This window comes from Luteimonas sp. A611 (assembly GCF_054072715.1).
The window spans coordinates 728,959-741,159 of the sequence record NZ_JBSVRP010000001.1 but is presented as its reverse complement, the minus strand read 5'-3'; the positions used below and the strand labels follow the sequence as shown (position 1 = coordinate 741,159).

The window sequence follows — 12,201 nt, the reverse complement described above, 5'->3', positions numbered from 1 at the left end:
CCCGCCTGGAGAGCCCATGAGTTACCAGATCGCTTTGAACTTCGAGGACGGCGTCACCCGCTTCATCGAGTGCCATGAAGGCGAGAAGGTGCTGGATGCCGCGTACCGCAGCCGGATCAACCTGCCGATGGACTGCTCCGACGGCGTGTGCGGCACCTGCAAGTGTCACGCCGAGAGCGGCAGCTATGACCTGGGCGACGACTATATCGAGGACGCGCTCAGCGAGGGCGAGAAGCAGGCCGGCATGGTACTGACCTGCCAGATGGTGCCCGCGTCGGACTGCGTGATCTCGGTGCCTGCAGACTCCACCGCCTGCAAGACCGGCAACGCGAAGTTCGGCGCGACCGTGACGCGGGTCGAGCAGCACAACGATGCGGCAATCGTGCTGGAGCTGGACGTGGCGGACGTCGCGCCGGTGTTCCTGCCGGGCCAGTATGTCCACATCGAAGTGCCCGGCAGCGGCCAGTCCCGCTCCTACAGCTTCAGTTCGGCACCGGGTGAACGCCGCATCGGCTTCCTGATCAAGCGCATTGCCGGTGGCCTGATGAGCGAATGGCTCGGCACGGTGCAGCCTGGCCAGGCGCTGGAGCTGACCGGCCCCCTTGGCAGCTTCTACCTGCGCAAGGTCGAACGCCCGCTGCTGTTCCTCGCCGGCGGCACCGGACTGGCGCCGTTCCTGTCGATGCTGGAGGCGATGCTGCGGTCCGGTTCATCGCAGCCGGCGCACCTGATCTACGGCGTGACCCGCGACAGCGACCTGGTGCTGGTCGAACAACTCGAGGCCTATGCGGCAAGGCTGCCGGGCTTCAGCTTCACCACCGTGATCGCCGACGAGGCCAGCAGCCATCCGCGCAAGGGCTGGGTCACCCAGCACATGCCGGCGGACGTGCTGCACGGCGGCAACGTCGACGTGTACCTGTGCGGCCCGCCGCCAATGGTCGACGCGGTGCGCCGGCATTTCGACGAGACCGGGGTGAAGCCGGCCAGCTTCCACTACGAGAAGTTCACGCCGAACGCGCCGGCGCGGGACAAGGCCGCATGAACACGCTCCGTTTCGCCGGCAGGGTGCTGGTGGTCACCGGCGCGGCCCAGGGCATCGGTCGCGCGGTCGCGCTGCGCGCCGCGGCCGAGGGCGGCAAGGTCGTGTTCGTGGATCGCGCGGACTTCGTCTCCGAAGTGGCTGCCGAGGCGCAGGGCGAAAGCGCAGCGTTCGAGGCAGACCTGGAGACGCATGCTGGCGCCGAAGCGGCGATGGCCTTCGCCGCGGCAAGCTTCGGCGGGATCGACATCCTGGTGAACAACGTCGGCGGCGCGATCCGCATGCGTCCCTACGCGGAGTTCGAACCGGACCACATCGACGCGGAGATCCGCCGCTCGCTGATGCCCACGCTGTACTGCTGCCACGCAGTGCTGCCGCACCTGTTCGCGCGCGGCGGCGGCACCATCGTCAACGTGTCGTCGAACGCCACGCGTGGCATCCACCGCGTGCCCTACTCGGCGGCGAAGGGCGGGATCAACGCGATCACCCAATCGCTGGCGATGGAGGTCGCGCAGCGCGGCATCCGCGTGGTCGCGACCGCGCCCGGCGGCACCGAGGCACCACCGCGACGGATCCCGCGCAACGCCGCCGGCGATACCGATGCCGAACGGGGGTGGATGGCCGAGGTGGTGGAGCAGGTCAAGGCGTCCAGCCTGCTCAAGCGCTACGGCAGCATCGAAGAGCAGGCCGCGCCCATCCTGTTCCTGGCTTCCGACGAGGCGTCCTACATCACCGGCAGCGTGCTGCCGGTGGCAGGCGGCGATCTGGGATGAACATCGCCGCATCGCCCGAAGCCCCACCGACAGCAGAGGCAAGACAGCCATGATCGACAAGACGACCTGGACCCTGCAGTCCGCAGTGGCCGATATCCCCGACGGGGCAACCGTCATGGTCGGCGGCTTCGGCACGGCGGGCATGCCCGACGAACTGATTGACGCGCTGATCGACCACGGCGCGCGTGAGCTGACCATCGTCAACAACAACGCCGGCAACGGCGACGCCGGGCTGGCCGCGCTGATCGCCAACCGGCGCGTGCGCAAGGTGGTGTGCTCGTTCCCGCGCCAGAGCGACTCCTGGCACTTCGACAAGGCCTACCACGCCGGAGAGATCGAACTGGAGCTGGTGCCGCAGGGCAACCTCGCCGCGCGCATCCAGGCCGCGGGACAGGGCCTGGGCGCGATCTTCACCCCGACCGGCTACGGCACCGACCTGGCGGAAGGCAAGGAAACCCGCGAGATCAACGGCAGGCAGTACGTGCTCGAGTATCCGATCCACGCCGACTTCGCCCTGATCAAGGCGCAGCAGGGCGACCGCTGGGGCAACCTGGTCTACCGCAAGACCGCGCGCAACTTCGGTCCGATCATGGCCATGGCCGCGGCGACCGCGGTGGTCCAGGTGAGCGAGGTGGTGCCGCTGGGCGCGCTCGATCCCGAACACATCATCACGCCCGGCATCTTCGTGCAGCGCGTGGTCCAGGTGGGAGTTGCCGCATGAACGGACTGAGCCGCGAACAGATGGCCGCGCGCGTCGCCCGCGACATCCACGAGGGCGCCTACGTCAACCTCGGCATCGGCCTGCCCACGACGGTCGCCAACTACCTGCCCAAGGACAAGGAAATCTTCCTGCAGAGCGAGAACGGCCTGCTCGGCATGGGCCCGGCACCGGCGCCCGGCGAGGAGGATCCGGAGCTGATCAACGCCGGCAAGCAGCCGGTGACGCTGCTCACCGGCGGCGCGTTCTTCCACCACGCCGATTCGTTCGCGATGATGCGCGGCGGCCACCTCGACATCTGCGTGCTCGGCGCGTTCCAGGTGTCGGTGCACGGCGACCTGGCGAACTGGAGCACCGGCGCGCCCGGTGCGATTCCCGCGGTCGGCGGCGCGATGGACCTCGCCATCGGCGCCAAGCAGGTGTTCGTGATGATGGACCTGCTGACCAAGCATGGTGACAGCAAGCTGGTCGCCGAATGCAGCTATCCGCTCACCGGCCTGCGCTGCGTCTCCCGCGTCTACACCGACGTCGGCGTGATTGCCGTGGGCCGCGACGGCGCAAGCGTGCTCGAGCTGGTCGAGGGCGTGAGCCTCGACGACCTGCGAAAGATGACCGGCCTGCCTCTGGAGATGGCCGAAGGAGAAACGACATGAGCGAAGCCTTCATCTGCGACGCGGTACGCACGCCCATCGGCCGCTACGGCGGCGGGCTGTCCGCGATCCGTGCCGACGACCTGGGTGCGGTTCCGCTGCGCGCGCTGCTGGCGCGAAACCCCAACCTCGATCCATCCGCGATCGAGGACGTCTTCTACGGCTGCGCCAACCAGGCCGGCGAGGACAACCGCAACGTCGCGCGCATGAGCCTGCTGCTGGCCGGGCTGCCGGTCCAGGTGCCGGGGGTGACGCTCAACCGCCTGTGCGCCTCGGGCCTGGAAGCAGTGGGCCAGGCCGCGCGCGGCATCCGCAGCGGTGACCTGTCGCTGGCCATCGCCGGCGGCGTAGAGTCGATGACGCGCGCGCCGTTTGTCATCGGCAAGCCGGACACGGCGTTCGGCCGTGGCCAGCAGCTGGAAGACACCACCATGGGCTGGCGCTTCGTCAACCCGCGGCTGCAAGAGTTGCATGGCACCGAGAGCATGCCGCAGACCGGCGAGAACGTGGCGCGCGAGCACGGCATCACGCGCGAGGATCAGGACGCGTTCGCCCTGCGCAGCCAGCAGCGCGCCGCCGCCGCGCAGGCCTCCGGCTTCTACGCCGAGGAAATGGTGCCGGTGACGGTGCCCGGCGCGAAGCGCGGCGAGACCGTCGAGTTCACTGTCGACGAGCATCCGCGCGCAGGCAGCACCGCCGAGGCGTTGGCGAAGCTGCGCCCGCTGTTTCCGGAGGGCACGGTCACCGCCGGCAATGCATCAGGCATCAACGACGGCGCGGCCGCGCTGGTCGTCGCCAGCGAAGCGGCGGTCAAGGCGTTCGGCCTGACGCCGCGCGCCCGCATCCTCGGCATGGCGTCCGCCGGCGTCGAGCCGCGGGTGATGGGCATGGGCCCGGAGCCGGCCACGCGCAAGCTGATGGCGCGCCTGGGTCTGGAGATCGCCGACTTCGACGCGATCGAGCTCAACGAGGCCTTCGCCAGCCAGTCGCTGGCCGTGCTGCGCGCGCTCGGCCTGCCGGACAACGCGCCGCAGGTCAACGCCAACGGCGGCGCCATCGCGCTTGGCCATCCACTGGGCATGAGCGGCGCGCGCCTGGCGCTGACCCTGGTCCACCAGCTCGAGCGCAGCGGCGGGCGGCGCGGCCTGGCCACGCTGTGCATCGGCGTCGGCATGGGCCTGGCGCTGGCGGTCGAGCGGGTCTGAGCCGTGTCTTTCCTCGACCTGCCCAGGCATCGCCTGCACTACCGCATCGACGGCGGCGCCGGCCCGTGGCTGCTGCTGTGCAACTCGCTGGGCACCGACCTGCAGATGTGGGACGCGCAGGCCGCGGCCCTGTCGGAGCACTTCCGCGTGCTGCGCTACGACCGCCGCGGGCACGGCGCCTCGTCCGCGCCGCCGCCGCCCTACACGCTGGCCGAACTTGGCGGCGACGCGCTGGCGCTGCTGGATGCGCTGGGCATCGAACGCACGCACTTCTGCGGGCTGTCGATCGGCGGCCTGGTCGGGCAGTGGCTGGGCGTCCACGCCGGCGAACGGATCGACCGGCTGGTCGTATGCGCCACCGCTTCCCGGATCGGCACGGCCGAGGGCTGGAACGCACGCATTGCCCAGGTACAGGCCGGCGGACTGGCGCCGGTCATCAGCGCGACCGCCGAACGCTGGTTCACGCCCGGCTTCATCGCCGCGCACCCGGACGCGGTCGAGGCAATCCTCAAGCGTTTCACGGAAGTCTCGGCCGAGGCCTACATCGGCTGCTGCGCTGCGCTCGCCGAAGCGGACCTGCGCGGCGACATCGCGCGGATCGAACGGCCGCTGCTGGCGGTATCCGGCGACGACGACCCGGTCTGCCCGCCCGCCGAGCTGCAGGCCATCGCCGACGGCGTCGCCAACGGCAGGCACGTCGCCCTGCCCGGCCGCCATATCGTCAACATCGAATCCGCGTCCGCGTTCAACGCGCTGTTGCTCGACTTCCTGCGCTGAGCTCAGGCCGGTGGCCGCCAGTTGGCGTTGGCCTCCCAGAACGCAACGCTGCGCGCGTACGCCGCGCGGTCCAGCGGCACGCCCGAGCCACCCTCGTCCACGCCCAATGCATTGCGCATCATGGTGACCGGCGCCATGGGGATTTCCTCGGGCGTCGCGGTGTACAGACAGCCGACGATGCCCCAGTCGCCGTCGATCGGCGCGTCCTCCTTCGCCAGCTGCTCGGCGCTGTAGAGGATGACCACGAGGTACCCCGCCACCGGCGACTCCACGCCTTCGAACCAGCGCACCAGCACCGGCAGTTCGGCCTTCGTGCGCGCCTCGTAGGCCGAGCGCAGCAGGTGGCGGTTGGCATCCTCGACCGGCACCGTCAGGCAGCGCGTGGAGGTCCAGTTGCGGTGCACATGCAGGCGGCAGAAGGGTGCGTAGCCCTCGAGCACCTGCAGCGGCGGCTCGTCGTTGAGGCGTCGCTCGAACTCCTGCGGGGTGCAGTCCTGGACGGCGTTGCCGCGCCGCTGGCGCGGGAACAGGCGGGCACGGGCGAAGGGGGTGAGGGTGATTTGCATGCGGAAAGGCGGCATCGCGGATAAAGGCGGGCAGCTTACCCGGCCATGTCCTTGGCATCTGCCATCTCTACTCATCCATCGCGATATAGAGATATAATCCGCCGACTCCGCCGGGCCGCGCCGAACAATGACTCCGATCAGCTTCGAGTTCTATCCGCCCAAGACCGACGAACAGCGTGCACAGCTCGACCGCACCGTCGGCAGGCTCAAGGCGCACGCGCCCGAGTACGTGTCGTGCACGTTCGGTGCCGGCGGCTCGACGCTCAGCTACACCGCCGATACCGTGCAGTGCCTGCTGGAGACACACGGGCTCGATGCCGCGCCGCACCTGTCCTGCGTCGGCGGCACCCGCGCGGAGATCGCCGCACTCCTGCACAGATACCGCGAACTCGGCTGCCGCCGCATCGTCGCGCTGCGCGGCGACCTGCCCTCGGGCATGGGCCAGCCCGGCGACCTGCGCTACGCCTCGGACCTGATCGCCTTCATCCGCGGCGAACACGGCGACCACTTCCACATCGAGGTCGGCGCCTATCCCGAGACGCATCCGCAGGCCGAGGATGCGCTCGCCGACCTGCGCCATTTCAAGACCAAGGTCGACGCCGGCGCCAATGCGGCGATCACGCAGTATTTCTACAACTCCGACGCCTATTTCCACTTCGTCGACGCGGTGCGCGCGCTCGGGGTGGAGGTGCCGATCGTGCCCGGCATCATGCCGATCTCGAACTTCGCCCAGCTGCGCCGCTTCTCCGAGCAGTGCGGCGCCGAGATCCCGCGCTGGATCACCCGCAAGATGCAGGCCCTGGGCGACGACGCCGACAGCATCCGCGAGTTCGGTGCCGACGTCGTCGCGCGCCTGTGCGAGCGCCTGGTCGCCGGCGGCGCGCCGGCACTGCACTTCTACACGCTCAATCTCGCCCGCCCCACCCAGGCCGTGCTCGCGCGACTGGGATGAGGCAGCGCCTGGGCGCAGGCGCTTGCGCCCAGGCGCTGCGCGGGGCGGTGCCGGCACGCCGCTGAATGCGCGACGGCCTGCCCTTCCCGCATTCCGGCGCCGGCGCTAGGCTGGCCCGATGCGTCCCGTTCTCCTCGTCTGCCTCGCCCTCCTTGCCTCCGCCGCGCTGGCCGGCGTCCAAGCGCAGGCGCAGATCCGCCGCTGCGTGACCGCAGACGGCGGCCACGTCTACACCGACCGCCAGTGCAGCGACCTCGGCGCCACCGAGCGCGCCCCGCGCCAGAGCATGGTGCAGCAGGGCGGGCGGCTGATCCGCCGCGACTGCAGCCGCAACCTGCAGGACCTGGTGTTCGAGCTGACCGCGTCCATCGACAACCGCGACGTGAACCGGCTGGCCGGCATCTACCACTGGCCCGGCACCTCGACACGCGGCGCCCACGCGATCATGGGCCGGCTGGACGGCATCGTGAATCGTCCCCTGGTCGGCATCGTGCCCGTGCAGCCGCACGCGCCGGCCCGCGCGCCGGACGACACCGCCGCCGCCGGGGCGCTGACCTGGCGCACCGCGGACCGGGCGGCGATGGCGCAGAATCCGGGCCTCACGCCGGAGACGACCGCAGCGGCGGCACCTGAGGCGGAACTGCCGCCGTCGGTCGTGGCGGCGGCCGGGCGCAACAACAGCGCGCGACGTGCCCCGACCGGACTCGTGGTCGAGCAGAGCATGCGCGGCCGCATCACCCCGATGCAGACGGTGCTGTCGCTGCGCCGCCACCTGGACTGCTGGTGGGTGAGCCTGTAGCGCGCATCGCGACGCCCTTTCCACGTGGCCCGGAGGCGCGATGCACGGCGATACGCCGCGATCGGGCAGAATGACGGTTTCAAACGTATCGAGGCGCTCCATGCAGTACCCGCAATGGATCTGGCACAACGGCCGCGTCAAGCCATGGGCCGAGGCAACCACCCACGTGATGTCGCACGCGCTGCATTACGGCTCGTCGGTGTTCGAGGGCATCCGCTGCTACGACACTCCCAGCGGCCCGGTGATCTTCCGCCTGAACGACCACAACAAGCGCCTGTACCAGTCGGCGAAGATCCACGAGATCGACATCCCGTACTCGCTTGACGAGATCAACGCCGCCTGCCGCGAGGTGATCACGACCAACGGCAACACCACCGACTACCTGCGCCCGGTCGCCTACCGCGGCCTCGGCGGCTTCGGCCTGTCGGCGGAAACGCCGGTCGACGTGGCGGTGGCGACCTGGAAGATGGGCAAGTACCTCGGCGACGAGGCGCTCGAGAACGGCATCGACGCCTGCGTGTCGAGCTGGCAGCGTTTCGCGCCGAACACGATCCCGGCCGGCGCCAAGGCCGGCGGCAACTACCTCTCCGGCACCCTGGTCGCGCGCGAGGCGCGCAGGCTCGGATTCGGCGAGGGCGTCGCGCTGGCCTCGACCGGCCTGCTCAGCGAAGGCGCGGGCGAGAACCTGTTCCTGGTGTTCGACGGCGTGCTGCACACCACGCCGGTCAGCGCCGCCCTGCTCAATGGCCTGACCCGCAACTCGATCATCACGCTGGCGCGCGGCGCGGGCCTGGAGGTCGTCGAGCGTGACCTGCCGCGCGAATACCTGTACCTGTGCGACGAGCTGTTCATGTGCGGCACGGCGGCGGAAATCACTCCGATCCGCTCGGTTGACGGCCGCCAGGTCGGCGCCGGCAAGGCCGGGCCGGTGACGCGCCGCATCCAGGCGCTGTTCTTCGGGCTGTTCGATGGCAGCACCCCGGACACGCACGGCTGGCTGGAAGCGGTGTAGCGCGCTTCGGTGGGGGTGTTGCTGCGGCAGGCGCCCACCCCAACCCTCCCCCGCAGGCGGGGGAGGGAGTCGGAACGAAGCGGTCGCGGTATCCGCTCCTTCCTGCAGCACCCTCCCGCGAGCAACTCCGCGCTTTCGCCCCCTCCCCCGCTTGCGGGGGAGGGCTGGGGTGGGGGCAGCCCGAGCGACGAACTCTCGACCCCTAGCGCCCGCCCCGGTCGCGCTCCGCCGCTTCGCCGGTCAGCGGCACGAACCGGACCGGCGTGATGTGGCGCTCGTGCAGCCTTCCCTGCGCATCCTTCTCCACCACGCGCAGCTGCTGGGTCGCATGCACCGGCCCAACCGGAATCACCAGTCGTCCGCCGGGACGCAGCTGCTCCAGCAGCGGCGCGGGAATGCGCTCGGGCGCGGCCGTCACCACGATGGCGTCGAACGGCGCGTGTTCGGGCCAGCCGGCGTAGCCGTCGCCGGCTTTCACGGTCACGTTGTCGTAGCCGAGTTCGCCCAGCAGCCCGGCCGCGTGCTGTGCCAGCGGCGCGACGATCTCGATGCTGTACACGTGCTCCACCAGGCCCGCCAGGACCGCGGCCTGGTAGCCCGAGCCGGTCCCCACCTCGAGCACCCGGTCGCCGGGCGCCGGCCGCGCCAGTTGGGTCATCAGCGCGACGATGTAGGGCTGCGAGATGGTCTGGCCATAGCCGATCGACAGCGGGCCGTCGTCGTATGCATCAGGCGCCACCGCATCGGGTACGAAGCGATGCCTCGGCACGTTGCGCATGGCCTCGAGCACGCGGGCATCGTCGATGCCGCGCGGCGCCAGCTGTTGTTCAACCATCTGCTGCCGTAGCGCGGCATCACCTGCCGGCGGATCCTGTCCGGCACAGGCCGCGGCCGGGACGCACAGGCCAAGTGCGACTGCCCGCCACCGCGGTGCGAGCTTGCTGGTCATGGACATCGCCACCTCCGAAGCAGGGCCGGACGGCCATCATGCCGGGCATCGGGTTGCGTGGCCGTCAACGGCCCGCCGCTCAGCGCGCTACGCCGCCGTCCTGGTCGGGTTCGAACGCCAGCGTCGCCACCACGCCGCGCCCCTCGCCCGGTACCACCCGCACATTCCAGCCATACAGCGCGCACAGGCGGCGCACGATCGACAGGCCGATGCCGCCGCCCTGCGAATGTTCGGCGTGGGTGCCGCGGTAGCCGCGCTCGAACAGACGTGCCGCGTCCTCCGCGCTCAGCCCGGGGCCGGAATCGATCACGTCCACCCTGTTGCCGCGCAGGCGCACGACCACCTCGCCCTCGCGCGTGTACTTCACCGCGTTGCCGATCAGATTGCCCAGGGCAACGGTCACCGCCGATTCGGGCGCGTCGACCACGACCTGGCCGTGCACGCCCTCCACCCGCAGCTGCAGCGGCTTGCTGCCGAGCTGGCCGCGGTGCGCATCGAACAGCTGCTCGACGACCTTGGCCACGTCGGTCGCGCCGTGCCCGCGCTCGTTGCGCGAAAGCAGCAGCAGCGCGCTGATCAGGTCGGTGCACTGCTGTTCGGCGCGCTGGATCCGCTGCAGGCGGTCGCGGGTCTTGGCGTCGATTTCGGGGCGCGAGAGCAGCAGCTCGACCGCACCGCGGATCACGGCCAGCGGCGTGCGCAGCTCGTGGCTCACGTCGGCGTTGAACTCGCGGTCGCGCTGCACGACCTCGGTCAGGCGTGCGGCGTAGTCGTCCAGGGCCTTGGCCAGCTCACCGACTTCGTCGTCCGGGAAGTGCCCCGCAAGCGCCTCTGGCCGCGTGGTTCCGCCGGAGCTGCCAAGCCGGCGCGCCAGTTCCGACACCGGGCTCATCACCCGCGACGCAGACCACCAGCCCAGCACCAGCGACAGGATCGAGAACAGCACCACCGACAGCACCAGCGCGCGCATGAGCTTGGCGCCGGTTTCCGACGCACCGGTGACGTCGTAGCGCACCAGGCTGGTGAACGGCGTGCCGGTGGGACTCACGCCCTGGCGGACCGCCACCTTGTAGTCGTGCCAGCCGCCGTCGGGCGCCTGCTGCTGGACATCGTGGATGCCGGCCGACAGGTCGCGGTAGAGCGGATCGACCTTGAACGCGTTCTGCGGGCTCCAGGTGCGCGCATCGAAGATCAGGAAGAACGGTGGCTCGTCCGGATTGCGCTCGACCTGCTCGACCAGGTTGCTCACCTCGCGCTCGAGCGTCTGCTCGATCAGCTGCTTCTCGAGCTTGCTGCGCACGTACAGCGTGGCCACCGCGAACAGCGTGGTCAGCCCCAGCCCCAGCAGCACGAACGACAGGATGATCCGGGTCCGCAGCCGCCTGCGGTAGCGTCGCCCCCGGTGGCTGCGGACGCTGTCGTCCGGCGCCGTTTCCTCAGGCTGCGCCATCAGGCGCGGCGATGCGGTAGCCGATGCCGTGTCGAGTCTGGATCATCGGCACCGGGAAGGGCTTGTCGATCACCGCGCGCAGGCCGTGGATATGCACGCGCAGCGAATCCGAGTCAGGCAGTTCCTCGCCCCAGACGCGGGTTTCGAGGTCCTGGCGCGTGACCACCGCCGGCGATGCTTCCATCAGCGCCTGCAGGATCTTGAGCGCGGTCGGGTTGAGCTGGACCAGTTTGCCCTGGCGGCGCACTTCCAGCGTGTCGAGGTTGTACTCGACGTCGCCCACGTCCAGCACCCGCGTCTGCACGCCCTTGCCACGGCGCGAGAGCGCATTCAGGCGCACTTCCACTTCCTGCAGCGCGAAGGGTTTGACCAAGTAGTCGTCGGCGCCGGAATCGAAGCCGGCGAGCTTGTTGTCGAGGCTGTCGCGGGCGGTGAGCATCAGCACCGGGGTCTGCTTGCGCGCGTCGTTGCGCAGCTTGCGGCAGACCTCCAGGCCGTCCATGCCCGGCAGGTTGAGGTCGAGCACGATCGCATCGAAGTCGTGGACGACGGCGAGGTGCAGGCCGGTCACGCCATCGGCGGCGAAATCGACGGTATGACCGCGGTCCTCAAGGTAATCCCCGAGGTTGGCCGCGATGTCCTGGTTGTCTTCGATGACGAGAATGCGCACTCAGGGCACCTTTTTTTCCATGCCACGGTTGAGGGTACTGGACCATTCGCGCGCAGCCTCGCGTTCACGCCTGGCTTCAGCCACCGTGACGCAGCGATTGGTCGGGAATTTGGAACCTGTCTTGCGTTCACGAGAGCAAACCACACGGCTGTCTGCCTGAGCTTCAGTCAAAATCTGGTTGATGGCCGCCTGGTGATTGAAGACATCCACCTGCCGGTCCGGGGAAATGCGGCTCGCGGTCCCGCCGCCTGCTTCCAACGCCAGTCCAATGCTGTCCAGCCGCCGTCGGACTTCGGCGCGCCTGTCGGCGCTGATCTCGCCATATTCCCCACCTTGCCCCATCTCCGCCTCGATCTTCGCTTTCTGCGCATCGAAGGTGGCCGGCTCGGTCAGAACAACTTCATCCTTCGCATACGCCTGAAAAACGAGCATAAAGCCAACTACGACAATCGCTGCTGCAAAGGGTCGCTTCATCACCGCGCACGCTCCAAGAAAAAAGTCGAAGGCAAGTCCTAATCAAAGGAGTCCTGCCTGAACTGCCCCAGCTCACAAGCGGAGGCGCATAAAAACAGAGCATACAGAACCCTGAAGGCGCCACACGATACCGGACTGTATCGATGGCGCGTCAAAGCCGTATGACG

The 12,201-nt window shown here is 69.4% G+C and carries 14 protein-coding genes; 9 read left to right on the top strand and 5 right to left on the bottom strand.

Annotation, left to right across the window (positions count from 1 at the left end; all coding sequences use genetic code 11):
• Positions 1–16 precede the first annotated feature (16 nt).
• From benC to pcaD, 6 genes are read left to right on the top strand one after another with little or no spacing between them, the layout of a single operon-like run.
• Positions 17–1,042, top strand: a complete 1,026-nt coding sequence (gene benC / locus ACW5EG_RS03260) for a benzoate 1,2-dioxygenase electron transfer component BenC (protein WP_457020830.1) — start codon at positions 17–19, stop codon at positions 1,040–1,042.
• On the top strand, positions 1,039–1,812 hold the full coding sequence (benD, locus tag ACW5EG_RS03255) for a benzoate diol dehydrogenase BenD (RefSeq protein ID WP_457017335.1): 774 nt from the start codon (positions 1,039–1,041) through the stop codon (positions 1,810–1,812). Before benC ends, benD begins: the two co-directional genes overlap by 4 nt.
• 49 nt (positions 1,813–1,861) lie before the next feature.
• Complete coding sequence (locus ACW5EG_RS03250; RefSeq protein ID WP_457017334.1) at positions 1,862–2,533, top strand: 3-oxoacid CoA-transferase subunit A; 672 nt, start codon at positions 1,862–1,864, stop codon at positions 2,531–2,533.
• A complete protein-coding gene (locus tag ACW5EG_RS03245) occupies positions 2,530–3,183 on the top strand; it encodes a 3-oxoacid CoA-transferase subunit B (RefSeq protein WP_457017333.1) in 654 nt (217 codons plus the stop codon). The genes ACW5EG_RS03250 and ACW5EG_RS03245 overlap by 4 nt, the downstream gene beginning before the upstream one ends.
• Complete coding sequence (gene pcaF / locus ACW5EG_RS03240; protein ID WP_457020829.1) at positions 3,180–4,385, top strand: 3-oxoadipyl-CoA thiolase; 1,206 nt, start codon at positions 3,180–3,182, stop codon at positions 4,383–4,385. The genes ACW5EG_RS03245 and pcaF overlap by 4 nt, the downstream gene beginning before the upstream one ends.
• A gap of 3 nt (positions 4,386–4,388) precedes the next feature.
• Entirely contained in the window at positions 4,389–5,162 is a 774-nt protein-coding gene (pcaD, locus tag ACW5EG_RS03235) for a 3-oxoadipate enol-lactonase (RefSeq protein ID WP_457020828.1), read from the top strand.
• Between the two features lie 2 nt (positions 5,163–5,164).
• Here the strand turns inward: pcaD and ACW5EG_RS03230 are convergent, their stop codons facing one another.
• The gene (locus tag ACW5EG_RS03230) at positions 5,165–5,728 is read right to left on the bottom strand and encodes a DUF3228 family protein (protein ID WP_457017330.1); all 564 of its coding nucleotides are present in this window, start codon (positions 5,726–5,728) and stop codon (positions 5,165–5,167) included.
• A 127-nt stretch (positions 5,729–5,855) separates the two neighbouring features.
• On the opposite strand from ACW5EG_RS03230, the gene metF reads away from it, so the two are divergent.
• From metF to ACW5EG_RS03215, 3 genes are all read left to right on the top strand, one after another.
• Positions 5,856–6,680, top strand: coding sequence for a methylenetetrahydrofolate reductase [NAD(P)H] (gene metF, locus ACW5EG_RS03225; protein WP_457017329.1), 825 nt, complete (start codon positions 5,856–5,858; stop codon positions 6,678–6,680).
• A gap of 118 nt (positions 6,681–6,798) precedes the next feature.
• The gene (locus ACW5EG_RS03220) at positions 6,799–7,479 is read left to right on the top strand and encodes a hypothetical protein (protein ID WP_457017328.1); all 681 of its coding nucleotides are present in this window, start codon (positions 6,799–6,801) and stop codon (positions 7,477–7,479) included.
• Positions 7,480–7,579: 100 nt separating this feature from the next.
• Positions 7,580–8,491, top strand: a complete 912-nt coding sequence (locus ACW5EG_RS03215; protein WP_457020827.1) for a branched-chain amino acid transaminase — start codon at positions 7,580–7,582, stop codon at positions 8,489–8,491.
• 202 nt (positions 8,492–8,693) lie between these two features.
• Here ACW5EG_RS03215 and ACW5EG_RS03210 read toward each other — a convergent pair whose 3' ends face one another.
• The 4 genes from ACW5EG_RS03210 to ACW5EG_RS03195 form a co-directional block, all read right to left on the bottom strand.
• Positions 8,694–9,326, bottom strand: coding sequence for a protein-L-isoaspartate(D-aspartate) O-methyltransferase (locus tag ACW5EG_RS03210; protein ID WP_457017326.1), 633 nt, complete (start codon positions 9,324–9,326; stop codon positions 8,694–8,696).
• Between the two features lie 193 nt (positions 9,327–9,519).
• Positions 9,520–10,890 carry a sensor histidine kinase gene (locus tag ACW5EG_RS03205; RefSeq protein WP_457020826.1) on the bottom strand — a complete coding sequence of 457 codons (1,371 nt, stop codon included), beginning with the start codon at positions 10,888–10,890 and terminating at the stop codon, positions 9,520–9,522.
• Positions 10,877–11,560, bottom strand: a complete 684-nt coding sequence (locus tag ACW5EG_RS03200; RefSeq protein WP_457017324.1) for a response regulator transcription factor — start codon at positions 11,558–11,560, stop codon at positions 10,877–10,879. Before ACW5EG_RS03200 ends, ACW5EG_RS03205 begins: the two co-directional genes overlap by 14 nt.
• The gene (locus ACW5EG_RS03195; protein WP_457020825.1) at positions 11,561–12,034 is read right to left on the bottom strand and encodes a hypothetical protein; all 474 of its coding nucleotides are present in this window, start codon (positions 12,032–12,034) and stop codon (positions 11,561–11,563) included.
• Between the last annotated feature and the right edge of the window lie 167 nt (positions 12,035–12,201).